Origin of the sequence: Archangium sp., assembly GCF_036277355.1 — a bacterium.
GTDB lineage: Bacteria > Myxococcota > Myxococcia > Myxococcales > Myxococcaceae > Archangium.
Genome location: NZ_DASUNC010000088.1, coordinates 27,669 through 52,599 on the forward strand (window position 1 = coordinate 27,669; position 24,931 = coordinate 52,599).

A 24,931-nucleotide genomic window follows, 5' to 3' on the forward strand; every position below is an offset into this window, starting at 1 on the left:
TTTCCTTTCCCCCGCCGGACCCGTGTACTTCCGCCCTCCATGAGCCCCTTCCTTCCTGCCCGCTTCCTCTCCGCGCTTCTCCTCTGTGTTCCCGGGATGGGCTGCGCCGCGTCCTCCCAGGCCGCCGCCACCCGCGCCCCCGCTCCCGCGAAGCCCGCCCCCGCGGCGTCCGCTCCAGTGGCGTCCACTCCGGTGTCGCCGGGTCCGGCGAAGCCCCGTGCCCGCGACCTGGGCATCACCTTTGGAGGGACGGCCGGCTCCCTCAACGCCATCACCGACGTGCCCGGGGTGGAGGTGGGCCACACGACGCTCATCTCCGGAGAGGGCAAGCTCGTGGTGGGCAAGGGGCCGGTGCGCACGGGCGTCACCGCGGTGCTGCCTCGCGGGCGCGAGCGCATGGCCGAGCCCGTCTTCGCGGCCTCCTTCGCCCTCAATGGCAACGGGGAGATGACCGGCACCACCTGGGTGAAGGAGTCGGGCCTGCTCAACGGTCCCGTCATGCTGACCAACACCTCCAGCGTGGGCGTGGTGCGTGACGCGGTGGTGGACTGGGGCGCCCGGCATGGCCTCGGGTGGGAGCTCGGCCTGCCGGTGGTCGCGGAGACCTATGACGGCTTCCTCAACGACATCTACGGCTTCCACGTCAAGCCGGAGCACGCCCTGCGGACCATCGACGGTGCGCGCACGGGTCCGGTGGCCGAGGGGAACGTGGGCGGCGGGACGGGGATGATGTGCCACGGTTTCAAGGGCGGCATCGGCACGGCGTCGCGCAAGCTGCCCGAGGACCAGGGTGGCTACACCCTGGGGGTGCTGGTGCAGTGCAACTACGGCAGCCGGCGCCTCTTCACGGTGGAGGGCGTCCCGGTGGGCGAGGAGATCCGCGACCTCAAGGGCTGCTACGTGGGCAGCGAGGCCCCCGCGTCACCGTTCGCCCGCAACATCCGTCCGTGCGCCCAGAGCGCCAGCCTGGCCGCGCCCCCCCTCTCCGAGGGCATGGGCTCCATCATCGTGCTGGTGGCCACCGACGCGCCGCTGCTGCCCCACCAGTTGGATCGCATCGCCCGGCGCGTCCCGCTCGCCATCGGCAAGATGGGCGGACTGGGCGAGGACTCCTCGGGGGACATCTTCCTGGCCTTCTCCACCCAGCCCACGAAGCCGCCGGCCGACAGCCCGGTGGCCCGGGTCTCCTCGCTGGACAACGAGCACATCACCCCGCTCTTCGAGGCCACGGTGCAGGCCACCCAGGAGGCCATCCTCAACGCCCTGCTCGCCGCCGACACCATGACGGGCGCCGATGGCATCCGCCTCTTCTCCCTCCCTCACGACAGGCTCGTCCAGGCGCTGCGCAAGTACGGCCGGGCTCCCGCTCCGGTGAAGGCAGAATGAAATTCGCCAGGTAGTCTCGAACGTGGTAACCCAGGGTCGTGTCATGCGCCTGACCGCTCGGGTCCCCCCCTCGTCGTCAGGCCAGATCTCCCCCCCACAAGGAGGCGGCAAATGAAGAAGGACATGACCCGGAAGCCGTTCTTCGCACGTCTGCTCGAGGAGCAAGAGCTGGAGCTGGTGTCCGGTGGCACGGACAACACCCTGCAGTACCCCTCGGACGGCTCCGCCACCCTCCAGGAGTCCAACAGCGAGGGGACGTTGAAGTACCCCTCGGACACCGACGAGCGTGACCTGTAGGAGGCCCCTGGCGGCCTGTTGAGCGTCTGGTTCCGCCATGCCCCCCGCCCGCGACATCGTCCTGCTCTTCACCCACAGTGCCGACTTCTACACAGTCGACCGGGTGGCGGAGGAACTGTCGCGGCGGGGGGTTCGTTCCGTGCGGATCGACACGGACGGCTTTCCGGCGCGGCTGGAGCTGACGTCGAGCCTGGGGCCCGGTGCGGACGAGGTGGTGCTGCGGACGGCGGCGGGCGAGCTGCGCGGCGAGGACGTGCGGTCGGTGTGGCTGCGCCGGCTGGTGTCCCCCTGGCTCGATGAGTCGCTGGACCCCGGCTGGCGGGAGAGCTGCGTGCGCGAGTCGAGGGCCGCGCTCGAGGGGTTCCTCGACGGGCTGCGTGCCGCGGGCTGCCCCTTCATCAACCCGCTCGGCGTGGAGCAGGCGGGCAACAAGCTGCGCCAGTTGCGGCTGGCCATGGCCCAGGGGCTGGAGGTGCCGCTCACGCTGGTGACCAATGACGCCGAGCGCGTCCGGTCCTTCTTCGCGCGCGTGCGGGGCCGCATGGTGGCCAAGATGCAGACGCCCCTGACGCAGTCCATGGCGGGCGGGCAACCCTTCGTCTACACGTGCGCGATCGGCCCCGAGCACCTCGCGGAGCTGGAGGCGCTGCGTCACAGTCCCATGATGTTCCAGGAGCGGCTCGACAAGGCGCACGAGCTGCGGGTGGCCGTGGTGGGCGAGCGGTGCTTCGTGGGAGCCATCGACGCGTCGCGCTCGGTGGAGGGGCAGGTGGACTGGCGGCGCGCGCGGCCGGGCGAGGTCCACTGGGAGAAGGGCGAGCTGCCCCCCGAGGTGGCCGGGCGCCTGGTGCGTCTGGTCGCGGAGCTGGGGCTGGTGTACGGCGCCGCGGACTTCATCGTCACACCCGAGGGACGTCACGTCTTCCTCGAGGTCAACCCCGGGGGCGAGTGGGGCATGCTCGAGAAGGAGCTCGGCCTGCCCATCGCCGCGGCCCTGGCCGACGCGCTCGCGTCCGCGGGCCCTCCCCCCTGACGGCACACGCGGGAACGTCATGGCCATCCTCATCGTCACCCACTCCCAGGACAACGAGGCGCCTCACGCCGTGCGGCGGGCCCTCGAGGCGCGCGGCGAGCGCGTCTACCGCTTCGACTCGGATCTGTTCCCCACCCGGCTCCAGCTCTCGCTCGACGAGGCGGGGGCGGGGCGGCTGTCGGGGCCCGATGGGGAGATCTCGCTCTCGGACATCTCCGCCATCTGGTACCGCCGCAACGCCACGGGCGCGGGCATTCCCAAGGACATGGATGAGCAGCTGCGCAAGCCCTCGGTGGAGGAGAGCCGGCGCCTGGTGTTCGGGATGATGACGGCGCTCGAGGTGTTCCAGCTGGATGCGCTCGACGTGGTCCGGCGCGCGGAGCACAAGCCGCTGCAGCTCAAGCTGGCGCGGGCGCTGGGCATGGAGGTGCCGCGCACGCTGATGACCAATGATCCCGAGGCGGTGCGTGCCTTCGCCGCGAGCTGCCCCGGCGGGGTGGTGACGAAGATGATGTCCTCCTTCGCCGTCTACGACGAGCGGGGGCGGGAGCAGGTGGTCTTCACCACGCCGCTGGAGGCGCGCGAGCTGGAGGACCTGGAGGGGCTGGACCTGTGTCCGATGACCTTCCAGGAGCGGCTGGCGAAGCAGGTGGAGCTGCGGGTGACGGTGGTGGGGGAGCGGGTGATGGCGGCGGCCATCGACTCGCAGGCGCTGCCGAAGGCCCGGGAGGACTGGCGCCGGGAGGGCGTGGCGCTCATCGACGCGTGGAAGGCCTATACGCTGCCCGAGCGGTTGGAGAAGCAGGTGGTGCGGCTGATGGATGCGCTGGGGCTCAACTACGGCGCGTTCGACTTCATCGTCACGCCCGAGGGCCGGCACGTCTTCCTCGAGGTGAATCCGGCGGGCGAGTTCATGTGGTTGATGCGCCACCCGGGGTTGCCCATCGACGAGGCGCTGGCGGACGTGCTCTCCGGACGCGCGGCCCGCCGGTGAGGATCCAGTGGTCCGGCCCGAGCCCCCGGTGGTACGGTGCCGGCCCCATGGCAAAGTCCCCGTGCCCCGTGACGCTGAAGCAGTTCCAGGAGAAGGCCGAGCCGTTGAAGGTGGTCATCAACGGCCAGGAGATGCTCGCCGAGGTGAAGGCCTTCTCGACGGGCTCGTTCGGCTGGAACATCAACGGCAAGATGACCATCACCGTCGATGGCAAGCCGGTGTCGGTGCAGATCGGCATGAACATGACGGTGGTGGGCTCGAAGGAAGCCGCCCGGGAGTGACTCACGACGCCGTGGGCGTCACCGCCACGAGGCTCACCATCGCGTCGCGGCGGGTGCCGTGCTTCACGAAGTCCTGCACCACCCGCGCGAGCGTGGCGCCGAGCTGGCCGATGAGGGGCAGGTGGGCCCCGCCCTCGCAGGTGGCCTGACCCGCGGTGTCCTCGGCGTCCGGGACGAAGCGCTCGTCCCAGCGCACCAGCCCGAAGGTGCCGTCCGCCGCCAGCGCCCCGTGCACCAGCGGCTTGCCCGCCGTGCGCGCGAAGTCGCTCAGCAGCACCCGGCTCGCCTGGTTGTCGAAGCAGTCGACGAGCAGGTCCGCGCTTGTGCACAGCGCCGCCACGTTGTCGCGCGTCACCCGCACGCCGAAGGCCTCCGCCTTCACCCCGTGCAGGTTGAGCAGCTGGAGCTTCAGCGCCTCGGCCTTGTTCTTCCCCACCGAGGGCTTCACGAAGGCCTGCGCGAGCAGGTTCTTGGACTCCACCCGGTCGAAGTCGACGAAGACGAGCGAGGCCTCCAGGTTGCGGCACAGCACCGCCGCCGTGGAGCCGATGGCCCCCACACCACAGAAGAGGATGCGCATGGCCGGCCCTCCTCAGGCCCCGAAGGGCACCTTGGGACGCAGGTAGATGCGCTCGTCCCCGCGGGGGCCGCGGAACCGGTCCACCACGTAGTGGACGAAGGCGTCCTCGCGCAGGTGGGCGATGTGCAGCCCCGGCGCTCCACCCGAGCGCACCACCTCCACGGCGATGCGCCGCACGTCCACGTCGGACACGTGGCCGTCCAGCTCCAGGGGCAGGTCCGAGGACAGGCCGTTGTAGGTGATGTTCAGCGTCGCCATGTCACGCCTCCTTTGGGGGCGGCCCGGTCCGGGCCTCGTGGGGAGGCTCGCGGACCGGGCTCATGGCCCTGGGGACGCGGGAGGGCGGGTCTTCCTGACGCTCTTCCTGACGCTCTTCCTGACCCTCAATGGTCGCCGTAGCGCTTCTCGCCGGCCTCCACGCGCAGCTTCAGCCGGTTCTGCGGCGGAGGCAGCGGGCACGTGGCATAGGGCGAGAAGGCGCACGGGGGGTTGTAGGCCCGGTTGAAATCCAGCACCACCCTCCCGTCCTTGGGCGGGTCCGCGTAGAGGAAGCGCCCCGCGCCGTAGGAGTCCGTCCGGTTGGTCAGGTCCCCGAAGATGATGAAGAGCGGCTCCGTGGGGCTCTCCTGGACCGGATCCAACCGGTACTCCTCGCCATTCACCTTGAAGAAGAGGGTGCCCGGCGACGTCATCTCCTCCACCGTGCCGAGCACGTTGGGCACCGGCACCTTGCGCGGGTTGGCCGCCGGCTCGAAGCGGCCCTCCACGCGCCAGGTGGCGCTCACCGGCCAGGTGGGAATGCCGTGGAACTGCTTGCGAGCGGGGGCCTCCGCGTCCTTCACCCGGAGGCCCAGCTTCTCTCCCCGGCGGATGACGTAGAAGCGCAGCGAGCCCAACGCGAGCACGTCCGCGTCGGACTCGGTGGCGCCCAGCTCCCCGCCCTTGAAGGGCTGGCCCGCGCGGGTGAGGGAGACCCCGGGCTGCACGGTCATCGTCACCGTGCCACCCTTGCGCGTGAGGGTGCCCAGGTGCGCGGGCGTCCCCTGGGGGAAGACGACCTCGTTGTCCTCGGCGGAGCCCACGCGGTTGTCTCCCTCCTTCAGCCAGTGCAGGCCCACGAGGCTGAGCCAGCCGTCCTCGGACGTGAGGTTGGCGATGCGCTTCTGGTGCCAGGCGCGCGTCTCGGCCTCGAGGTCGAACGGCTTCTCTTCGGTGGGCCTGGCTTCGGCGGGCTTCGTGGTGGCGGGCTTCTTCATGGCGGGTCGGGACGGGGGCGCGGCGACCGAGGGGGTCGCGAACGCCAGCGTCGACAAGGTGAGCAGACGTGCAATGCGCATGGCCCGACCATGACAAGACCTTCGGGGCCCGTCCACCACCCGCGAGGCGGGGAAGCGAGGAGGCGCGCGGGGAGTGCTCGCGGGGTTGGCGGCGGCCGGTGGTCTGCCCATGGCCAGACGGGTTGGCAAGAGGCTCGCCACCTCGTCCGTCCCTCCCCGGAGGGCCTCGTGGAGTCCGGTGGGGCGGGTTGTCCGCCGGGCGGTGCGCCCCAAGCTTTCCAGGACGAGGAGGACTGTCATGGACATGCGCGTACACGAGCTGCACCCGACGTTGATCCACGCGCCGTTGGCGTTGTTGCCGTCCACGGTGGTGGTGGACCTGACGGCGGCGCTCACCGGGAACGAGAAGCTGGACAGCGCGGCACGGACGCTGTGGTGGACCACGGCGGCGAGTGGGCTGCTGGCCGGGTTCGCCGGGATGGCCGCGTCGCAGGAGGTGAAGGCGGACCGGCACTCGCGCGACATGATGTTCCTGCACGGCCTGGGCAACGTGGGCCTCGTGCTCGGGGCGTTCGGCGTGGCCGCGTGGCGCACCGGGCACCGCTCGTCGCTGTTCTCCAGCCTCGTGGGGCTGGGCGCGTTCGCCATGGCGGCCTACACCGGCTGGCTGGGCGGCGAGATGGTATACACGCACGGCGTGGGCGTGAAGGAGCTGACCATGAAGGGCGAGGACCTGGATCTGCTCAGCCCCTCGCTGGCCTCGCGCCAGGCGCCCGCCCGGTTGCTGCGGGATGCGGTGAAGGGCCTCGGGTGGCTGCTGGGCCGCGCCCGCCAGGTCTTCTCCGGCCGCGAGCAGCTCGACCCCAGCGCGTTCGGCGTGACGGCCGTCGAACAGAAGCTGGAGCAGCAGCCCGCGGTGGAGTCCGGGGAGTCCCGTCCCGAGTTCCGTCCGGTGTAGTGCCGCTGCCCGGGGCGCTCAGCGGCCGCCCTGGTGCACCAGGGCGCGCCGCAGGGAGAGGAGCATGCGCCGCACGGCGTAGCCCTCGAAGTCCTCCACGGGATCCACGCTCGAGGGGAAGGTCTCGAGCAGGCTCTCCAGGTAGCGCAGGGCGTGCGCGGCCGCTCCCGGGCCATCGACGGGGACCTCCTTGGAGTCCAGGGTCTCGTCGAGATGGAAGGCGCCCGCCACGAGGCTCTGCCAGCGATCCGTCCGTCCTCTGTCTTCAGGGTTGTCCGTGCTCACGGGCCCCATCTTAGACCATGCGCCTCGAAGACCTGTCCGTAGAGCCCACCCGTGTCACCTTCTGGGGCCCGCGTGCCGCACTGCAGGTGAGTTGTCCCCTGCCCGGAGTGTTGCGGTTACGACACCTCCCGGTGTTCAAGCACACCGCGCTGGGGCCTCGCGAGCTGCCGGTCAAACAGTCCTGGGCCGTGGTGGAGCAGCGGGAGCTGCCGCTCTCGGTCCGCCGCGAGGAGCAGGGCGGGGTGGCGGTGGTGGTGACGGAGGCGCTCTCGTTGGAGGTGACGCTGGCCCGGGGCACCTGGCGCCTGCTCGACGCCGCCGGCCGGGAGCTCGCCCGGTGCGAGGACGTCTCCGGCGAGGTCATGCCGGACTATCCCGTGGACCGCTTCCGCTGGACTGCGTGTCCCTCGATATCGACTACATGGAGGGCTACAAGGTCTGGACGTGGGACCGGACGCGCTACCCGGACCCCGCGGGCCTGGCGCGCGAGGCGGCCGCGCAGGGTGTGAAGCTGGTCCCCATCATCGATCCGGCGGTGAAGGCCGAGCCGGGCTACCGCGTCTATGACGAGGCGCTCGCTCGGGACTTCCTCGTGCGCAACGACCGGGGCAGCGTGCTGCTCGGCGAGGTGTGGCCCAAGCCCGCCACCTTCCCGGACTTCACCCGCGAGGAGGTGCGCACGTGGTGGGGCCGGTGGCACCAGGGCCTCCTGGAGGCGGGCATCGCCGGCGTCTGGAACGACATGAACGAGCCGGCGTGCTTCTCGCTGCTGAATGGCCGGGAGACCTTCGACATCAAGACGGCCCCGGCGGTGCATCTGGGCAAGGTGGAGGGACCCACGCTGCCGCACGACGCACGGCATGGCCACAGGCGCCACCTGGAGGTGCACAACGTCTATGCGCTCGGCATGGCCCGGGCGGCGTACGAGGGCATGCGCGAGCTGGCTCCCGAGCGGAGGCCCTTCATCCTGACGCGCGCGGGCTCGGCCGGGATTCAGCGTTACGCGGCGGTGTGGACGGGGGACAACTCCAGCTATTGGGCACACCTGGAGCTCTCGCTCACCATGCTGCTGGGGCTGGGCCTGTCCGGTGTGTCCTTCGTGGGCGTGGACGTGCCTGGGTTCCTTGGCCGCGCGAATGGGGAGTTGCTCGTGCGCTGGATGCAGATGGGGACGTTCTACCCGTTGATGCGCAACCACTCCGGGAAGGGGACGCCTCCGCAGGAGCCCTGGCGCTTCGGCGAGCCGTACCTGTCCCTCGCGCGCGAGTGCCTGGAGCGGCGCTACCGGCTGCTGCCCACGCTCTACACGTTGTCACACGAGGCCTCCGTGGAAGGGCTGCCGGTGATGCGCCCGCTCGTCATGTACGCGCCGGGAGACGAGGAGGCACTGCGCACGGATGACGCGTTTCTCTTCGGGAAGGACCTGCTCGTGGCTCCGGTGGTGCGCCAGGGCCAGAGACGGAGGCTCGTGTATCTGCCCGAGGGCCGGTGGATTCCGCTCTTCAACCTGGGGGTTCCAGAGGAGGCCATGGAGGGGAATCAGCACGTCATCGCCGAGGCGCCGCTGGGCACGGTGCCGATGTGGCTGCGGGCGGGAGGCGCGCTGGCCCTCACCGAGCCCGCGCTGCACACCACCTCGGCCAACTGGTCTCAGCTGACGTGGCATGTGCACGTGGCGGAGCGGGTGGAGGCGCGGTTGTACGAGGACGCGGGCGAGGGCTACGGCGAGTCGCGGCTCACGCGGTTGAGTGGAGAGCGGGGAGGGGAGCGCTTCGTACTGGAGCGGAGGACGGAGGGCTCGCTGCCGCTGGCGCGTGACACGGAGACGCTGCGGCTCTACGGGGTGCCAGTGCCGCGTGAGGTGGTGGGCGCGCGGGAGCACCGCATGCGGGACGGGGTGCTCGAGCTCACGGTGGACGCCAGGTGGCAGCGGCTGGAAGTGCGGCTCTGAGCCCCACCGCTTTCAAGGTGCTATCTCGATTGGATACACTGCGGGCATGCGCGTGCTCTGCAGGTTGCTCATTTGTGGACTCCTCTTGGTGGCACGCCTTGGTCATGCAGGGAGTGCGGGACAACCCTCCCTCTCGCCGGCCACGATGGTTCTGGCCGCGGCTCTGCCAGATTCGATTCGCTTCAAAAACTTTGGTGGAATGCCTGAGTATGTCCGCATCTCGAGCAGCCAAGGCCAATATCTCTCGTGGCAGAATCGCGCCATCATGTCCGACAACAATTTTCATATTGCAGTCCGGTATGGGGGGAGGATTTACGATGCATTCACGGGGTCCGGAGGAATGCTCGAAAAGGATTACCTCCAAAGCATCATCATGGCTGGTGAGCCCATCATCAAGACGGTGGTGTCTCCTTGAGTCACATGCGTCCACCCATGGATTGGAGAGGCCGTCATGTCAGCACTCTCGACATCCTGCTGTTCATTCGGGATGAGCTTCGCGATGGCACCATGCTCGAGATGTTCATCGGGGCCGTGGACATCCATCGCTTCAACGCCTTCGTCCAAGGTAGCGAGCTCACCCTGTATTACAACCGTGTACCCAATGACTCCTACCAGGAGTTTCTCGCTTGGCTTCGCGACGTGAAGCAGGAGTTTCCGCAGGAAGGCGGATGGGCCAGGAAATGCCTTGAGGATTGTGGCGGAGACCACCTCCGTGCCATCCAGAAGTTCCTCGAGCTCGCCGCTGAGTTCGCGTCACAGCACAAGGTTGTCTGACCGTCGGCGCATGCCGGAGTCCGCGCGGAGGCTCCTGGTCCACGTGGGCTCCTCGGTGACGCGCACGTCCCGGCCGCCCTCGCGCACGACCATGCCGTCCGGCGCCACCACCGAGAAGCGCACCGGCCGCCCGAGCGCCTCGGTGAGCGCGGCCATCGTCGTCTCGTCCTCGGCGCTGAAGCCCAGCGGACCCACGGGGTGGCTGTGCGAGATCTCCTCCAGCTCCCCGCGCAGCCGCCAGATGGCCTCCCAGCGCGCTCGCGAGTCCGGCAGCCACACCGGGCTGTCCGAGGCATCGCTCCACAGCACCGTCCCGTCCCGGCCAATGAGCAGGCAGACCTCACGCGGCTTCATGGGAAGACCCTCACCCCCGCCCCTCTCCCAGGGGGGAGAGGGGCGTCTCGTCTCAAGCGTGCCGGGTGATGACCAGCACGTCGTCCTCAATGGCCTCGCGGATGACCGATGGCAGGCTCTCCAGGTTCACCTGCCGGTCCGACCCCGCGAGGCAGATGCCCGCGTCCACCACCTGCAAGGTGTCCGCCTCCACGATGCTGATGAAGCGCTCGCCCATGAAGCCGAACGTCACCTCGAGCCGCTCGCTCCCCAGCCGCCGCGTGTCGAGCAGCCGCGCTCCCGCCGACTCCAGCACCCGTTCCACCCGCGTCGCCCCGTGCGCCTGCCGCGAATGCCTCGCGTCCAGCCGCGCGGCCTCCTCCACCCGCCGCCGCTGTGCCTCCAGCGCCAGCAGCCGCGTCTCCACCGCCCGCACGTGTACCTCGCGCTCGGACGCCAGCGCCCGCAACCGGGCCTCGGCCGCGGGACGGCCTCCCTCGGACACGGAGAGCACCTGCCCACGTACCTCAACGGGAGAGAAGCGGATGCCGAGCGCGCGCGAGGCACCCTCCAGCACCGCATAGCCAAAGGCCGCCCGCAGCGAGGCCGGCACGGCCTTCACCTCCGCGAGCGTCCGGCCCTCTTCCAGCATGAGCCGCGCCGTGCCCTCGGCCTCGCCCTCGAATTCAACCTCCTCGAAAACGAGCGAGCCGTCATGCCAGCGCCGGGCGCGCACCGGCGAGAAGCGCGGCGGCTCCTCCTCGGGGAGGAGGTGCACCGGCTCGGCCACCGCGCCCTCGCGCACCAGGCGCGTGCCCCACAGATGTCCACGAACGAGCGGGAGCCCGTCGAGCCCTTCCGGCCCGGCCGGCTCCCGCGCGGTGGCGGTGCGCCCCTGCACCTCGAAGCGCCACCAGCCCGGAGCGGGCGGCGTGGACACGCGGAGCCGCCGCGAGGGCGCATCGACGGACGCCCCACCGAAGTAGGGCAACACCGCCGACTCCACCTTCCCGAGGAACTTCCGGTAGTCCACGACACCCACTCCTTTCTCACGCCACCTTCAGCAGCGGCGTACGCATCACCCGCTCGACCCAGCCGGACTGGCTGGCCCCGGCCGCCGTCGGCGCGTCCATCAGCGCCTTCAGCACGCGGGGGACCTGGTACGGGTCATCGAACTGATCCACCGACACCTCACTGAACGGCACCTTCATCTGCCCCGCGCACGTGCGCACGGTGTTGCCCCGGTTGGCGGCGCTGGCCACACTCACCAGCATCGCCATGGCGGCCACGGTGTAGCCGCACTCGCGGAAGGCCCGGGCGAACTGGTCACCCGCCTCACCCGCCTCGTCACCCACGACGATGCAGATGAGCTTCGCCTCCTCCGGCACCCGCATCCCCGCCCGGTGCAGCGCATGCACACCGGCCGCGTGCGCCGTGCCGCCCGACGCCTTGATGCCCTGCAGCATGTGCTGCACCGCCGCACGGCTCGCCGCCTTCGGCTTGAGCACCGTCCCCATCGTGTCGAACGTCGCGATGTGCAGCTTCTCCAGCGGGAAGCCCGCGAGGATGCGCGACAGCGCCTCCTTGGACTGCTCGATGGCACCCTCCATGGAACCGGACTTGTCGATGAGGAACATCACCCGCACGTCCGTCTCCGCCGTCGCCTCCGCCACCGCCGCCTTCGCCGCGTTGTCGCTCGCCTCCTCCAGCTTCGTCTTCAGCTCCTGGCTGCGCACGTTCTTCACGATGTGGAGCGCCCGCTGGTCCGTCGCCGTCCGCACCGCCTTCTCCCACCGCGCGCGGATGGCCGCGTCGGACATCAACCCCAGCTCCTCGAGCGTGGGCGTCAGGATGCGCAGGTCCCGGTCGGACAGCGAGGGCAGCAGCGCCGCCATGATGGCCGGCGTCAGGCCCAGGTCCTTGGGCAGCCGGCCCACCACCTCCTTGTAGGAGAGGCGCTCCAGCTCGATCCACTCGCAGATCTCCGCCTCCGAGAGCCCATCGAAGCGCTCCCGCTTCACGAGGTGGAGACCCTCCAGGCCCACCGAGCGGTGGCCCGCGGCCGCCTGCTTCTGCTTCCAGCCGAGCACCTCGAAGAAGGCCTGCGTCACCGGCTTGTAACCGGCCTTGCGGGCGATCTTCTTCAGCGTCTCCTTGTAGCCGGCCTTCACCAGGCCCTGGAGCATGGGCACGTTCTGCTCACGCAGCCGCAGCCACTTCGTGGCGACGGTCTTCCACCGGCCCATGGGCGCCTTGCGGGACGCGGGGTCCCCGAAACCGGCCTCGCGGTTGAGGCGGGCGATCTCCGGCGTCTCGAGCAGCTCGGCCACCCGCAGCACCGCCTTGGGCGTGAGCATGCGCGTGGACTTGCGCTCGTAGTGGAGGATCATCGCCTCACCGATGGAGCGGAAGTCGTCGTCGAGGAACGCGATGGAGCCGTCGTCCTCGCGCACGGGCTGGCCGGAGTGGCTCTGCACGAGCATCAGCGCGCACGTGGCCACCTTCAGGTCACGCCAGTCCGTCTGCGTGAGCGCGTAGGACGCGAAGTGCGCCATCAGGTCCGTGTTGAGCCGGTAGATGTCGAGCAGCTGGCGGTAGAGCTTCACCGCGGCGGGCACGAAGAGGCCGGGCTTCACCGGGGTGGAGCGGCGCGCGAGCTCCGCGCTGGCGCCCTGGGCCGCATGCCAGACGCCGTTCACGTCCAGTCCCGGGCGGTTGTGCCACAGGTGGGCGGAGCCCCCGAGGACCAGGTCCAGGAGCTTCTCCGCCGGGCCGCGCTGGGCCTCGGGAAGCGTGGGGTTGGCCGGGTTGTGCGTCGTCATGTGCTGCCCCTCCAGGAAAGGTCGCGCCCGAGTGACCCGGCCATGGATTTGACTTGGATGGTCAAATTGACGTTTCAGGTCAATGGGGCGTGTGGGGCCGGGTCGGCCGGGCGCGATGTTCTCGTTCTGCCCCGAAGGACGACGCTTCCCGAGGTTCCTGACGGGGGGATTTCAGGCGCGAGATTCCTCCAGGGGCAGGTCTCCTGGCAGGTGAGCAGACAGGTGACGGGAGATGAACACTCCGCTGGCGAGCGGGTGCCGGAGCGAAAGGCGGGTGGGCAGCTTGGACGGCGGATCGATACGTTGCGCCGCCGTGGCCGGTTGGAAGGCCTGTGGCTACCGGCTGTGGGCCGTGGTGGAGGACGTGAAATGCAGACCGACGGGGCCAGGCCCGGGCAGGTGGTGGACCTGACCAACTGTGACAAGGAGCCCATCCACATCCCCGGGGGCATCCAGCCGCATGGCGTGCTGCTGGTGCTCCAGGAGCCGGCCCTGACGATCCGCCAGGTCAGTGAGAACGCCGAGGCCCTGCTGGGCGTGTCCGCGCCCTCCCTGCTGGGGACGCCGCTCGAGTCCCTGCTGACGGAGCCCCAGTCCGCGAGCATCCGCGCATGTCTCCTCTCGGAGCGGCTCGAGGAGAACAATCCCCTCGAGCTCACCACGCGCGCGGGCGGCCGGGAGCGCTTCTTCAATGGCATCGCGCACCGGCACCAGGGGCGGCTCATCCTCGAGCTGGAGCCCACGTCCGGGCAGGAGGCGCTGCCCTTCTTCGGCTTCTACCACCAGGCGCGCCGCTCCATGTCCCGCCTGCGCAACGCGAAGGACCTGAGCGCCCTGTGCCTGGAGGCCGTGCGTGAGGTGCGGCGGCTCACCGGCTTCGACCGCGTCATCGCCTACCGCTTCGACGAGGAGTGGAATGGCGCGGTGCTCGCCGAGGATCGGCTGGAGACGATCGACTCGTACCTGGGCCTGTGGTTCCCCGCCTCGGACATCCCCCGCCAGGCGCGCGAGCTCTACACCCTCAACTGGCTGCGCATCATCCCGGCCGTCGACTACGTGCCCGCGCGCATCCTCTCGCTGCCGGAGGACGCCGGGCAGGGCCCGCTCGACATGTCCTTCTGCGTGCTGCGCAGCGTCTCGCCCATCCACCTGGAGTACCTGCGCAACATGGGCGCGCCCGCGTCCATGAGCATCTCGCTCCTCAAGGAGGGCCGTCTCTGGGGCCTCATCTCCTGCACCCACGTGTCGGGCGCCAGGTACGTCCCCTACGAGGTGCGCAAGGCGTGCGAGTTCGTCGGCGAGTTCATGTCCTCGCTCCTCGTCACCAAGGAGGGCCACGAGCACTATGATCAGCGCATCCGGGCCCAGTCCATCCAGGTGCGGCTGCTGGAGCGGATGACGCGCCACCCCGACTTCGCCGTGGGGCTCACCCAGCCTCCGCCGGAGCTGCTGGAGCTGACCGGGGCCACGGGCGCGGCCGTCTACTTCAACGGCAGGACCACCATCATCGGCCAGGCCCCCAGCGACGAGCAGCTCCAGGGCCTCATCGACTGGCTCGCCGCCAAGCCGGATCCGCGGGAGCTGTTCTGCACCGCGTGCCTGTCCAACCACTACCCCGAGGCGGCGGAGTTCAAGGACGTCGCGGCGGGCCTCATCGCGGCCTCCATGTCGCGCGGCCGCCACAACTACGTGCTGTGGTTCCGCCCCGAGGTGGTGCAGACGGTGGCGTGGGGCGGCAATCCGAACAAGCCGGTGGACATCGACGGTGACCAGCCGCGGCTGCACCCGCGCAAGTCCTTCGCGCTCTGGAGGGAGACGGTGCGCGGCAAGTCCCTGCCCTGGAAGGACTACGAGGTGGAGGCGGCACGGGAGCTGCGGCGCAGTGTCATCGACATCGTCCTGCAGCGCAGCGAGGAGCTGCTCAAGCTCAACATGGAGCTGGAGCGCAGCAACGTGGAGCTGGACTCCTTCGCCTACGCCGCCAGCCATGATCTCAAGGAGCCGCTGCGCGGCATCCACAACTACACCAGCCTGGTGGTGCGCGAGCAGGCCGACAGCCTCTCGCCCACCAACCTCAAGCGCATGGACACGGTGGTGCGGCTCACCCAGCGGATGGAGAGCCTCATCAACTCGCTGCTGCACTACGCGCAGGTGGGCCGCACCGAGCTGTCCCTGCGGGAGACGGACCTCAACGAGGTGCTCTCCTCGGTGCTGGAGGTGCTCAAGCCGCGCATGGACGAGTTCCTGGTGGAGGTCCGCGTCCCCCGGCCCCTGCCTCCCGCGCTATGTGACCGGGTGCGCATGGCCGAGGTCTTCACCAACCTCCTCACCAACGCCATCAAGTACAACGACAAGGAGAAGAAGTGGGTGGAGATTGGCGCCATGGGCACGCCTGACGGCGGTACCACGTACTACGTGCGCGACAATGGGATTGGCATCAAGCCCGAGTACCACGACACCATCTTCCGCATCTTCAAGCGCCTGCACGGACGCGACAAGTACGGCGGTGGCACCGGGACGGGGCTGACCATCGTGAAGCGGCTCATCGAGCGGCACAACGGGCGCCTGTGGCTGGAGTCCCAGCCGGGCGCGGGCACCACCTTCTTCTTCACCCTGGGCAGCGAGAAGGCGGAGCCCGTCACCGAGGTGGAGGCGAAGTGAACCGCGGCCTGCCCATCCTCGTCGTGGAGGACAACGACGAGGACTTCGACATGCTCCAGATGACCTTCCAGGGCGTGTCCATTCCCAACCCCCTGTACCGCTGCACCGAGGGGGAGGAGGCCCTGGAGTTCCTCCACCAGACCGGCCGCTACGCGGACCCGGAGCAGGCCCCGCGGCCGGGCCTCATCCTGCTGGACTTGAACCTCGCCGGCCTGGACGGCAGGCAGGTGCTCGAGCACTTGAAGAACGAGCCCCAGCTCAAAAGCATCCCCGTCCTCGTGTTCTCTACCTCTGACAACCCGAAGGACGTGCAGAGCGCCTACGCGCATGGAGCGAGTGGCTACCTCCTCAAGCCGGTGGACCTGCCCAGGTTCGAGAGAATGATTCAGCTCTTCAAGGATTTCTGGCTGGAGCACATCGTGCTCCCGGCGGGTGAGGCCCGCGAGGGTGCCCGGAGATGAGCCGGCGGGCCCTGACGGTGCTCCTCGTCGAGGACAGTCCGGAGGACCGCGATGTCTTCCAGACGTACCTGCGCGAGACGGGGGAGTACGACTTCCGCTTCCTGGAGGAGGAGGACGCGGAGGTGGCGCTCCAAGTGTGTGCGAGCGAGCACGTGGACTGCGTCCTGCTGGATTACGACCTCCCCGGCATGAACGGCCTGCAGTTCCTCCGCCGGCTGGAGGACGAGGAGGGGTACCTCAGGCCCCCCGTGGTGATGGTGACCGGCCGGGGGAACGAGCGCATCGCCGTCCAGGCGCTCAAGAGCGGAGCGTCCGACTACCTGGTGAAGGCGGAGGTGACGCCCGGCAGCCTCTACCGGGCCTTGCGCAACGCGGTGGAGAAGGAGGACATCCGCCGGCGCTTCACCGAGCAGCGCACGCGGGCGGGGCGCGCGGAGGATCGGCTCCGGCTCGCCCTGGAGGTGCTGGAGCACGGCGATGCGATGCTCGTGCTCGACAAGGACTTCCGCGTCGTCTTCGCCAACAAGAGCCAGGAGCGCCTCGCGGGCAAGCCGATCCGCGAGACCCTGGACCGCAACTTCTGGGAGCTCTGGCCCGACGCCGCGGACCCGAGCCGCAAGTATTGGATCGAATACCACCGCGTCATGCGCGAGCGGGTAGCGGTGCACTTCGAGGAGTACTACCCGCCCCTGAACCGGTGGACGGACGTGGGCGTCTACCCCACGCAGGATGGGGGCATCGCCATCCTCTACCGGGACATCTCCGACAAGAAGCGGGCCGAGGAGCTGGTCCGGGCGGAGGAGCGGCGGCGCGCCGAGTTCGAGCAGCAACTCATCGGCATCGTCAGCCACGATCTGCGCAACCCCATCACCGCCATCTCCCTGGGGGCGGCGAGCCTGCTGCGCCGCGAGGACCTGGATGAGCGTGCCCTCAAGACGCTGGTGCGAATACAGTCCTCGGCGGAGCGGGTGACGCGGATGATCCGCGACCTGCTGGACTTCACGAAGGCCCGCCTGGGTGGAGGAATCGACTTGCTACGGATGCCCATGGACCTGCACCACCTCACCCGGCTCGTCGTGGACGAGGTCCAGATGTCGTTCCCCGAGCGCGAGGTCCAGGTCGTCTCGGACGGAAACGGCGAGGGCGAATGGGACGGGGACAGGATGGCGCAGGTGCTCACCAACCTCATCACCAACGCCTTGAAGTACAGCCCGGCGGAGACGCCCGTGCTGGTGCGGACGTTCGGCGGGCCCGGGAGTGTGCAGCTGGAGGTCCACAACCAGGGGCCGCCGATTCCGCCCGCCGTGCTCGCCCACCTCTTCGAGCCCATGCGGCGCGGCGTGGCCCAGACCCGGGCCGACCGGTCGGCGCGCAGCATCGGCCTGGGGCTCTTCATCGTGGACCACATCGTCCGGGCACACGGGGGCAGCATCCACGTGCGCTCCACGGACACGGATGGCACCCTGTTCGGCGTGCGGCTGCCTCGCAAGCCGCCGGCCGCCCTGGGACCGTGAGGCCCGGAGCGGCCCGCGCTCTCGGGCTCAGGGCGACGGCTTGCCCAGGGCGATGGGGGCCGCCAGGCACGTGTCGGGGATGCCGAAGGCCTTCGTGAGCGCCACCGCGTCGGGGCGGAGCTCGGCGCACAGCCGCGTCACCTCCTTGCGGATGGCCTTGGCCTTGGCGCCCTCGAGGTGATCGTTCTCCAGGAACCAGCCGCTCGCGTCCTGCAGGCAGCCCAGGCCGTACACGTCACACAGCCGGCCGAGCACCGCCTTGAGCGCTGGATCTTCCACCTCGGCGACGCCCAGGAGGAACTGCTCCAGCACCACGCGCTCCACGTGCGCGTGCGCGAGCGCCAGCAGGTGGTCCTGGCATTGGTTGAAGGCCTCGAACGAGTCCACTCCGGAGCTCAGTCGCTCGCGCAGCCGCCGCGCCGCCGAGGCCAGCAGGTCCGACTCCCGGAAGCGCAGCGCGCGCAGTTGGAAGTCGCCGTCGCGCAGGTGCTCGCTGCCCGTGCGCCGCACCGAGAAGGGGTTGCGGTCCCCGAGCGCCCCCGCCGCCCGATCCACGATGAGCCGCATCACCGTGAAGACGCGGTCATCCTCGAACTGCTGCCGGTAGCCGGTGAGCAGGCTCTTGGCCACCAGTTGCAGCAGCACCGTGTTGTCGCCCTCGAAGGTGGCGAAGACGTCCGTGTCCGCCTTGAGCGAGGGCAGCCGGTTGGCCACGAGGTAGCCCTGGCCTCCGCATGCCTCGCGCGCCACCTGGAGCGTGCGCGTGGTGTGCCGCGAGGCATACGCCTTGAGGCCCGCCGCCAGCGCCTCTACCTCCAGCGCGTCCTCCTCGGTGCGTCCCACGTAGCGCTTCACCAGGTACTTGAGCGCGAAGTCCAGGGCGTACGTGGTGGCCAGCGGACGCAGCAGCCGGAGCTGGTGCGCCTGGTAGTCCAGCAGCCGCACCTCCTGCGCACCGGCCGGGCCGAACTGCCGGCGCTCGTCCCCGTAGGAGATGGCGATGCTCAGCCCGCTCTTGGCCGCGCTCAGCGCCGCGCACGCCACGCTCACCCGGCCCGCCACCAGCGTGCCCAGCATGGTGAAGAAGCGCTTGGAGACACCGGTGATGGCGCTGCTGTACTCGCCCTCGGGGCTCACCTGGGAGAAGCGATCCAACAGGTTCTCGCGGGGCACGCGCACGCCGTCGAACCACAGCCGCCCGTTGTCCACGCCGTTCAGCCCCATCTTCAGGCCGCAGTCCTCCACGCGCACCCCGGGCAGCAGCTGGCCCTCCTCGTCCCGGAGGGGGACGAGCAGCGCGTGGACGCCGTGGCGCTCGCCCTTCACCTCGAGCTGCGCGAACACCGTGGCCATGCGCGCGTGCAGGGCCGCGTTGCCGATCCACTCCTTGCGCGCCGACTCCGAGGGCGTGTGCACCACGAACTCGCCGCGCTCCGCGTCGTAGCGGGCCAGTGTCTCCACGTCGCGGACGTTGGAGCCGTGGCCCAGCTCGCTCATGGCGAAGCAGCCGGGCAGCTCCACCGAGGCCACGCGATGCAGGTACTCGCGGTGGTGCCGCTCGGTGCCGAGGAAGTAGATGCTTCCGCCGAACAGCCCGAAGTGCACGCCCGCCTTCACCACGAGGCTCAGGTCGAAGAAGGCGAGCGTCTCGAAGGCGGCGATGAAGCGGCCGAGGTCCACCTTCTCGAGGTTGTCCGGGTACGCGAGCTGGCCCAGCCCGCGTGCGGCCAGCTGCTTGAGCCAGGCGAGCACCCGGGCGCGGTAGCCGGCGGTGTCGCGCTCGTCCACGTAGCGGAAGCCCGGGTCGGCGAGCCACTCGCGGACGCTGGCGCGCTCGGCGGAGTAGGTGCGCTCCAGCACGGCGCGCAGCGCGTCCACGCTGAAGGAGTGGGGCTCGGGCGGCTGGACGGCGTGGAGCCTGGGGACGGCGACGAGCGTGCGCACGGCCTCGGCACCGGACACGCCGAGCGCCGTCTCCACGGGGGCGAGGCTTCGGGCCAGCTCGGGCATGGGCGCGGGCAGGGCGTCCTGGCCGCCCATGGCCTCGGCGAGCTGGGCCCCGAGCTCCACGAGGCTCTTCTGGTCACTGCGGGAGAGGCGCTCGGCGGTGCGGCGGATGTGCTCGCCCACCTGGGCGAGTGCGCTGGGGCTGGGCGGGTTGAGGGGATCCAACCAGTTCGCCAGCACGGCGGTGGAGCGCAAGTCCAACCAGTGCTGCGAGCGGGCCGCGGCGCCCAGGGTGCGAATCTCCTCGGGGGTCAGCTCGCCGTCGGTCCATGCGACGTAGAGCATGGGGACGAGGGGGGCGAGGCGGGGGAGGGACAGCAACTCCTGCGCGGATGGGCCCTGCACATCATCGATGGCCATGAGCTTCTCTCCAGGGGTTCGGGCGGAGGGGCAGCTTGCCCGCGAGAGGGCCCTGGCGTCGAGCGATGTCGGCTAATGCACCGTACGTGAGGCGTCATTCTCGAGGGAGCGCTCCACGCGTCCCTCGGTGTGCCCCTCCCGCGCACGCACGGCCCGGGGCAGGCACAGACGGAAGGTGCTGCCCCGGCCCGGCTCGCTCTCGAGTTCCAGCGTCCCGCCCTGTGCCACCGCGGAACGGAAGGCAATGCTCAAGCCCAACCCAGCGCCACCGGGTTGTTCTGGCCGCACGGGCCGGAAAAGCTGCCGCTGGCGCTCGGGGCTGATGCCGGGGCCGGAGTCCTCCACCTTGAAGACCACCTCGTTCTCCCGCTCCTCCAGCGTGACGCGCACGAAACCCTTTTCGGTATACTTGATGGCGTTCTGGATGAGGTTTCCGAGCGCGTCCACCAACAGGTCCCGGTCCACCTGCATGCGCGCGGACCGGTTGGCGGAGATGTCGAGCCGCAAGCCCTTGCGGCTGGCATCGTGCTCGTAGTCCGCGACGAGCTGGTCGATGACCTGGGCTGGGGCGAGGGTCTCCGGATGGACAGGCAGCTCGTCGGGTTTGAATCGCTCCAGCCGGAGGATGCCGTCGACCAGCCGGCTCAGCCGGTCCACCGTGCGGCGTAGCCGCTCCACGGCCTGGGGGTCCGGCGCGGCCTTCCCACCTTCCAGCTGCTGGACATACAAGCCCAGCGTGGAGACAGGCGTGCGCAATTGGTGCGCGATGCCCGCCACGTACTCCGCGCGCTCACGGGCCACCTGTTCCGCCTGGCACCTTGCGAACCGGCGCGCCGACTCGGCTGCGAGCTCGAAGATGGCGATGGAGAAGAACGAGTAATCCTGGACGGACACCTGCTCGTCCCGCTCGTCGAGCCAGAGCCGGACGGCCTCGATGACGTAGGCGTACTCGCGCACCACTTCCTCGATGGGCTCCTCATCGCGCACACGCTGCTCGGGGTCCAACCGTCCGGGCTGCTCCCACAGCTTCCGGGGAGATTCAGAGGTTCCTCTCTCTCGCAGGGATTCGCCGATGACCCGGAGTTGGACGGCCAGGTGGTCCTTGATCGCGGCCTCCGTCATTCCGGGGATCGCGGGCCCCTCCTGCTGCCACCGCTCGTACCACCGGTGCACGAGCTCGTCGGTATGACTGCAGAGCAGCTCTCCGAGTGAGGCCATTCCTCGCGCTCCCATGGACACCATGCCTCGAAGGAAGATGGCGATTGTGGCCGGTAATGCCCACACCGCCCCAGTGCCTCACCGGGTGGGGAGCAGCCGAGCGGTCCGGCGCCAGCTCCTGGACTGACTCCTTCCTGCCAGGCGCCGGGTCTGCCCTTGCGAGGTCGGCCGCGCGGCTCAACCGTTGCAGGAAGCCAGGTCCTGCCTGGCTTTGTGATGGAGGATGGGTGATGCGGCTTTCTGACGACAATCTGCGCGGGCGAACCGTCATTTCATCGGACGGGCTGGCGATCGGGGAGATCTCCACACTGTTTCTTGACAGCGAAGCCTGGCGCGTGGAATCGCTCCAGGTCAGGTTGCGCAAGGAGATAGCCGACCGGCTTGGCGCGGAGCGCAGCGTGTTCCACGCGGGAGCACTGGAGATTCCGATCCGGATGATCCACTCCGTGGGTGACGCGGTCGTCCTGTCGGTGGAGGTCGATGGGTTGCGCCAGGTCCTCCCAGGTGCGAGCGAACCGGCGCCTGCTCACTGATTCGGTTTCGACAGGAGGAACGCAATGGCTGTCAAAGCCTGCCCCGCGGATGAGGTGAGCTCGCCCGCGGAGGTCGGACACCGGGGCGCGGACGGGCACCGGAGCCATGGCGCGGTAGACGTCCACGGTGAAGGCCGTGGTGGCCAGCGAGAAGCCCAGCCGCGCCACCACGGCCAGCTGCGCCACCAGCAGCGCGCGCCAGGCCGCGAGCCGCGTCTTGCGCTGGTCCCCCTCGCGGGACGGCCCTGGCGTCGAGCGATGTCGACTCAGTGGAGGGGCTGGCCGAGGGCGTCGAGGACGGGACGGCGGGAGGGGAGGGCGCGGCGCTCGGGGTCGTAGGGTCCAGGGGTGACACTCCATTCTCGTAGGTCATTTTGTCTCCATGACCTGCGCGGTTGGACAGGGCTTGCCATGAATTGCGCGCCGTGCTACCCGTCTGGCCGTTCTCCGTGGGAAACCCATGGAGTCACCGGGGTGCCGTCATGCCGAGCGAAAGCCATTCGCTTCGGAAGAGGGCCCGTCTTTTCCACTGCCATCTCCTCCCTGGAGTCACGAATGTCCGAGCCGACGGATTCCGACAGGCCCTTGTCCCCACTCGACTTCGAGGCAAACGAGTACCGCTACTCGATTCAACGCCCCCTGGTCTCCCATCCGGATTACGACACCCTGCTGATCGCCTCCCGCCAGTCCCTTGAGGGCGGCGCGCTCGAGCGGGTCATCCTCAAGCCCATCGTGCTGGGGGATGAGCGTGCGTGGCGCACCCGGGCCATGGAAGAGGTGCACCTCTCCCGTTGCCTGCGCCACCCCAACATCGCCCGCGTGCTCGGCCCCGCGCTCGACGACGAGCGGGCCTATGTGGTCATGGACATGGACCCCGGCCGTTTCCTGCTTTCCATCATGGACACGGCCATTTGCGTGCGGCGCAAGCTGTCCCACGGCTTCGCGGCCTACGTGGCCGCCGAGGTGGCGGATGCGCTCGACCATGCCCACCGCGCCGTGGATGACGAGGGCAGACCGCTCCACCTCGTCCACCGCGCCGTGGGGCCCATGCGCATCCGCCTGGGCGACACCGGCCGGGTCCAGCTCACCAACTTCGGCGCGGCCTGGTCGGAGTTGATGGGCCGCATCCGCACGCCGCCCGGGGTGCTCCGGGGAGACCCGGCCTATACCGCTCCGGAAATCCTACGGGGTTTCGAAAAACCCGAGACGGGCCAGCGCGACCCGCTCACCCCCCTGGCCCTGGACGGACGGGCCGACATCTTCTCCCTGGGGCTGGTGCTGCTGGAGATGCTGCTGGCCCGCTATCCGCTCGACCCGCCCGACACCCTGTGGCTCGGCCTCGAGCAGCGCTTCCCGCCCGAGGTGCGCTGTGAGCGGTCTTCCTCCCTCCTGCCCCTGGAGACATTGGCCAACCGCCTCCTGCACTTCGGTCCGGAGGAGGTGCGACAGGCGGCCCGGGAGTTGCCCGAGCCGCTGCGGCGCATCGTCACCAGGGCCCTGCGTCCCGAGCCCGCCGAGCGCTATCGGACGGCGGGCCAGATGCGCGACGAGCTGCGCGATTTCCTCCAGGCAGACGGACAAGCCCCCTACGGTGCGAAGCAGGCGCGGGCGGAAGTGAAGCAGCTCTTCGCGCAGGCCCCGGCCCCCTCCGAGCTTCCGGCCTATTCCGTCGTCGAGATGGGCGCCCTGCCCGCGCCTCCGGACATGAACCTCGAGGAGTGAGACCCGCCATGAGGGAGCGACACAAGACACGGGATGCAATCGCCCGCGAGTTCTCGAAGCAGGTGCGGGAGGCACGCGGCGAGGCGGGGCTGACCCAGTGGGAGGTCGCCGAGCGCATGGGGATTGCGACCGAGGTATACGGCCGCATGGAGCGGGGCCTGTTGCTTCCGAGCCTGCCGATGCTGCTGCGGCTCTGCGGTGTGCTCATGGTGGATGCCAACGGGTTGCTGGGCCTTTCCGGCAAGCGGGCCCCCGAATGGCTGGTGAAGCCCGTTGTCCTGGAGAGCGAGCCGCCCGCGATCCGGCGTCTGGTCCGCACGGCACGGCAACTGCAGCCGAGGCAGCTCCGCGCGCTGGGCACCGTGGCCAACGCCATGTTGCCCTCTCTGGAGGAAGGGCAGGGACGCGACCCCGGACACCCCACGGGTTGAGGGCTCGGTGGAAACCGGACAGCTCTCCAAGTCCCTGGGAGACGTGGCCCGGGCTGCCCGCGAGAGGCTGGGACTCACCCAGGCCCAGGTCGCGCGGCAGCTGGGAATCGTCCCCAATGTGTACGGCCGCATCGAGCGGGGCCACATGATGCCCGCCGTCCCCACGCTGCGCAGGCTGGCCCTGGTGCTCGGCCTGTCCGCCGACGTGCTGCTGGCCCTGGGCCGCGCGGACGTGGCGCCCTCGTTGGAGGCGCCTCCTCCCGAGGACAACCTGTCCCCGGAGCTGCGGCGGACGGTGCGCATGCTGCGCGGCTGGTCCCCCGCGAGGGTGAAGTGGCTCAACCGCATCCTGAGGGCCATTGAGAACGCGCCCGAGGACGCGTGAGCGGGACGGGGGCTGTCAGGGCCGCGGCCATGAGCGGCTGTGCTAACCTCCGAGGTCATGAAGCCGGCACGACTCACGGAGACGGTGTGCTTCCAGCCTCTCGCCCGTGGAGACAAGGTGGGGGAGTACGAGGTGGAGGCCCCGCTGGGCGCCGGGGGCCACGGCCTCGTCTTCAAGGTGCGGCGCGCGGGGCTGCCCTTCGCCCTCAAGCTGCTGCGCGGCCGGAGCCTGGAGGCCCGGGGGCAGCGGGAAATCAGCATCCTGCGGCGCATCCAGCACCCCAACGTGGTGGGCTTCCACGCATGTGGCAGGTGGCCGCACCCGGTGCACGGTCCGCTCTACTTCGTCATGGACTTCGTCGAGGGCCGGACGCTGGAGCAGTGGGCGCTGGAGGACAACCCGTGCGCGCGCTGCGTGGCGCGCGTGCTTCTGGAGCTGGCGCGGGCGCTGGCGCACATCCACACCCGGGGCGTGCTGCACCGTGACCTCAAGCTGGAGAACATCCTGCTGCGCACCTCGGACGGGGCGCCGGTGCTGGTGGACTTCGGAATCGGCTGGCTGGCGGAAGAGCCCCCGCTCACGCATGGCACACTGCCGCCGTGCACCGCCGAGTACCGCAGCCCCGAGGCGCTGCGCTTCGCGCGCGCGCACACCGGCGGGCAGGCGCG

The 24,931-nt window shown here is 69.8% G+C and carries 27 protein-coding genes; 18 read left to right on the plus strand and 9 right to left on the minus strand.

Annotated elements, in window-relative coordinates; all coding sequences use genetic code 11:
- Positions 1 to 39 precede the first annotated feature (39 nt).
- The 5 genes from VFZ09_RS23310 to VFZ09_RS23330 all read left to right on the plus strand — a co-directional run bounded on the left by VFZ09_RS23310 (position 40) and on the right by VFZ09_RS23330 (position 3,991).
- Positions 40 to 1,386, plus strand: a complete 1,347-nt coding sequence (locus tag VFZ09_RS23310; protein ID WP_329729836.1) for a P1 family peptidase — start codon at positions 40 to 42, stop codon at positions 1,384 to 1,386.
- Between the two features lie 111 nt (positions 1,387 to 1,497).
- On the plus strand, positions 1,498 to 1,683 hold the full coding sequence (locus VFZ09_RS23315; protein WP_329729837.1) for a microviridin/marinostatin family tricyclic proteinase inhibitor: 186 nt from the start codon (positions 1,498 to 1,500) through the stop codon (positions 1,681 to 1,683).
- Between the two features lie 37 nt (positions 1,684 to 1,720).
- Positions 1,721 to 2,716 carry an MvdC/MvdD family ATP grasp protein gene (locus tag VFZ09_RS23320; RefSeq protein ID WP_329729838.1) on the plus strand — a complete coding sequence of 332 codons (996 nt, stop codon included), beginning with the start codon at positions 1,721 to 1,723 and terminating at the stop codon, positions 2,714 to 2,716.
- A 19-nt stretch (positions 2,717 to 2,735) separates the two neighbouring features.
- Complete coding sequence (locus VFZ09_RS23325) at positions 2,736 to 3,710, plus strand: MvdC/MvdD family ATP grasp protein (RefSeq protein WP_329729839.1); 975 nt, start codon at positions 2,736 to 2,738, stop codon at positions 3,708 to 3,710.
- 47 nt (positions 3,711 to 3,757) lie between these two features.
- Positions 3,758 to 3,991: a hypothetical protein gene (locus VFZ09_RS23330; protein WP_043394185.1), complete on the plus strand. Its 234-nt coding sequence runs from the start codon at positions 3,758 to 3,760 to the stop codon at positions 3,989 to 3,991.
- Position 3,992: 1 nt separating this feature from the next.
- On the opposite strand, the gene VFZ09_RS23335 is transcribed toward VFZ09_RS23330, so the two are convergent.
- The 3 genes from VFZ09_RS23335 to VFZ09_RS23345 all read right to left on the minus strand — a co-directional run bounded on the left by VFZ09_RS23335 (position 3,993) and on the right by VFZ09_RS23345 (position 5,908).
- Positions 3,993 to 4,571 carry a HesA/MoeB/ThiF family protein gene (locus VFZ09_RS23335; RefSeq protein ID WP_329729840.1) on the minus strand — a complete coding sequence of 193 codons (579 nt, stop codon included), beginning with the start codon at positions 4,569 to 4,571 and terminating at the stop codon, positions 3,993 to 3,995.
- A 12-nt stretch (positions 4,572 to 4,583) separates the two neighbouring features.
- A complete protein-coding gene (locus tag VFZ09_RS23340) occupies positions 4,584 to 4,829 on the minus strand; it encodes a hypothetical protein (RefSeq protein WP_329729841.1) in 246 nt (81 codons plus the stop codon).
- Between the two features lie 125 nt (positions 4,830 to 4,954).
- Complete coding sequence (locus VFZ09_RS23345; protein WP_329729842.1) at positions 4,955 to 5,908, minus strand: DUF1684 domain-containing protein; 954 nt, start codon at positions 5,906 to 5,908, stop codon at positions 4,955 to 4,957.
- A 238-nt stretch (positions 5,909 to 6,146) separates the two neighbouring features.
- On the opposite strand from VFZ09_RS23345, the gene VFZ09_RS23350 reads away from it, so the two are divergent.
- Entirely contained in the window at positions 6,147 to 6,806 is a 660-nt protein-coding gene (locus VFZ09_RS23350; RefSeq protein WP_329729843.1) for a DUF2231 domain-containing protein, read from the plus strand.
- An 18-nt stretch (positions 6,807 to 6,824) separates the two neighbouring features.
- Here the strand turns inward: VFZ09_RS23350 and VFZ09_RS23355 are convergent, their stop codons facing one another.
- On the minus strand, positions 6,825 to 7,091 hold the full coding sequence (locus tag VFZ09_RS23355; protein ID WP_329729844.1) for a hypothetical protein: 267 nt from the start codon (positions 7,089 to 7,091) through the stop codon (positions 6,825 to 6,827).
- A 131-nt stretch (positions 7,092 to 7,222) separates the two neighbouring features.
- Between VFZ09_RS23355 and VFZ09_RS23360 the strand changes: the two genes are divergently transcribed.
- The 4 genes from VFZ09_RS23360 (at position 7,223) to VFZ09_RS23375 (ending at position 9,816) form a co-directional block, all read left to right on the plus strand.
- The gene (locus VFZ09_RS23360) at positions 7,223 to 7,600 is read left to right on the plus strand and encodes a hypothetical protein (RefSeq protein ID WP_329729845.1); all 378 of its coding nucleotides are present in this window, start codon (positions 7,223 to 7,225) and stop codon (positions 7,598 to 7,600) included.
- Positions 7,492 to 9,042 carry a TIM-barrel domain-containing protein gene (locus tag VFZ09_RS23365; RefSeq protein ID WP_329729846.1) on the plus strand — a complete coding sequence of 517 codons (1,551 nt, stop codon included), beginning with the start codon at positions 7,492 to 7,494 and terminating at the stop codon, positions 9,040 to 9,042. The genes VFZ09_RS23360 and VFZ09_RS23365 overlap by 109 nt, the downstream gene beginning before the upstream one ends.
- Before the next feature lie 46 nt (positions 9,043 to 9,088).
- The gene (locus VFZ09_RS23370; protein ID WP_329729847.1) at positions 9,089 to 9,457 is read left to right on the plus strand and encodes a hypothetical protein; all 369 of its coding nucleotides are present in this window, start codon (positions 9,089 to 9,091) and stop codon (positions 9,455 to 9,457) included.
- A 92-nt stretch (positions 9,458 to 9,549) separates the two neighbouring features.
- A complete protein-coding gene (locus VFZ09_RS23375; protein ID WP_329729848.1) occupies positions 9,550 to 9,816 on the plus strand; it encodes a hypothetical protein in 267 nt (88 codons plus the stop codon).
- On the opposite strand, the gene VFZ09_RS23380 is transcribed toward VFZ09_RS23375, so the two are convergent.
- From VFZ09_RS23380 to VFZ09_RS23390, 3 genes are read right to left on the minus strand one after another with little or no spacing between them, the layout of a single operon-like run.
- Positions 9,796 to 10,170: a hypothetical protein gene (locus tag VFZ09_RS23380; protein ID WP_329729849.1), complete on the minus strand. Its 375-nt coding sequence runs from the start codon at positions 10,168 to 10,170 to the stop codon at positions 9,796 to 9,798. The two genes, VFZ09_RS23375 and VFZ09_RS23380, sit on opposite strands and share 21 nt — an antisense overlap.
- A gap of 52 nt (positions 10,171 to 10,222) precedes the next feature.
- Positions 10,223 to 11,182: a hypothetical protein gene (locus tag VFZ09_RS23385; protein WP_329729850.1), complete on the minus strand. Its 960-nt coding sequence runs from the start codon at positions 11,180 to 11,182 to the stop codon at positions 10,223 to 10,225.
- Positions 11,183 to 11,198: 16 nt separating this feature from the next.
- The gene (locus VFZ09_RS23390) at positions 11,199 to 12,971 is read right to left on the minus strand and encodes a vWA domain-containing protein (protein ID WP_329729851.1); all 1,773 of its coding nucleotides are present in this window, start codon (positions 12,969 to 12,971) and stop codon (positions 11,199 to 11,201) included.
- Positions 12,972 to 13,340: 369 nt separating this feature from the next.
- Between VFZ09_RS23390 and VFZ09_RS23395 the strand changes: the two genes are divergently transcribed.
- The 3 genes from VFZ09_RS23395 to VFZ09_RS23405 are packed head-to-tail and all read left to right on the plus strand — an operon-like array spanning position 13,341 to position 17,607.
- The gene (locus VFZ09_RS23395) at positions 13,341 to 15,632 is read left to right on the plus strand and encodes an ATP-binding protein (RefSeq protein ID WP_329729852.1); all 2,292 of its coding nucleotides are present in this window, start codon (positions 13,341 to 13,343) and stop codon (positions 15,630 to 15,632) included.
- The gene (locus VFZ09_RS23400) at positions 15,629 to 16,093 is read left to right on the plus strand and encodes a response regulator (protein ID WP_329729853.1); all 465 of its coding nucleotides are present in this window, start codon (positions 15,629 to 15,631) and stop codon (positions 16,091 to 16,093) included. The genes VFZ09_RS23395 and VFZ09_RS23400 overlap by 4 nt, the downstream gene beginning before the upstream one ends.
- On the plus strand, positions 16,090 to 17,607 hold the full coding sequence (locus tag VFZ09_RS23405) for a sensor histidine kinase (RefSeq protein ID WP_329729854.1): 1,518 nt from the start codon (positions 16,090 to 16,092) through the stop codon (positions 17,605 to 17,607). The genes VFZ09_RS23400 and VFZ09_RS23405 overlap by 4 nt, the downstream gene beginning before the upstream one ends.
- Before the next feature lie 27 nt (positions 17,608 to 17,634).
- On the opposite strand, the gene VFZ09_RS23410 is transcribed toward VFZ09_RS23405, so the two are convergent.
- Both VFZ09_RS23410 and VFZ09_RS23415 read right to left on the minus strand, forming a co-directional pair.
- The gene (locus VFZ09_RS23410) at positions 17,635 to 19,974 is read right to left on the minus strand and encodes an acyl-CoA dehydrogenase (RefSeq protein ID WP_329729855.1); all 2,340 of its coding nucleotides are present in this window, start codon (positions 19,972 to 19,974) and stop codon (positions 17,635 to 17,637) included.
- A gap of 72 nt (positions 19,975 to 20,046) precedes the next feature.
- Entirely contained in the window at positions 20,047 to 21,192 is a 1,146-nt protein-coding gene (locus tag VFZ09_RS23415) for a HAMP domain-containing sensor histidine kinase (protein WP_329729856.1), read from the minus strand.
- A gap of 230 nt (positions 21,193 to 21,422) precedes the next feature.
- Here VFZ09_RS23415 and VFZ09_RS23420 point away from each other — a divergent pair, with 230 nt between their 5' ends.
- From VFZ09_RS23420 to VFZ09_RS23440, 5 genes are all read left to right on the plus strand, one after another.
- Positions 21,423 to 21,725: a PRC-barrel domain-containing protein gene (locus VFZ09_RS23420; RefSeq protein WP_329729857.1), complete on the plus strand. Its 303-nt coding sequence runs from the start codon at positions 21,423 to 21,425 to the stop codon at positions 21,723 to 21,725.
- 555 nt (positions 21,726 to 22,280) lie between these two features.
- Entirely contained in the window at positions 22,281 to 23,447 is a 1,167-nt protein-coding gene (locus VFZ09_RS23425) for a serine/threonine protein kinase (RefSeq protein ID WP_329729858.1), read from the plus strand.
- An 8-nt stretch (positions 23,448 to 23,455) separates the two neighbouring features.
- The gene (locus VFZ09_RS23430) at positions 23,456 to 23,878 is read left to right on the plus strand and encodes a helix-turn-helix domain-containing protein (RefSeq protein WP_329729859.1); all 423 of its coding nucleotides are present in this window, start codon (positions 23,456 to 23,458) and stop codon (positions 23,876 to 23,878) included.
- Between the two features lie 7 nt (positions 23,879 to 23,885).
- A complete protein-coding gene (locus VFZ09_RS23435; protein ID WP_329729860.1) occupies positions 23,886 to 24,263 on the plus strand; it encodes a helix-turn-helix domain-containing protein in 378 nt (125 codons plus the stop codon).
- A gap of 57 nt (positions 24,264 to 24,320) precedes the next feature.
- The coding region (locus VFZ09_RS23440; protein WP_329729861.1) for a serine/threonine-protein kinase at positions 24,321 to 24,931 on the plus strand (611 nt) is incomplete at its 3' end.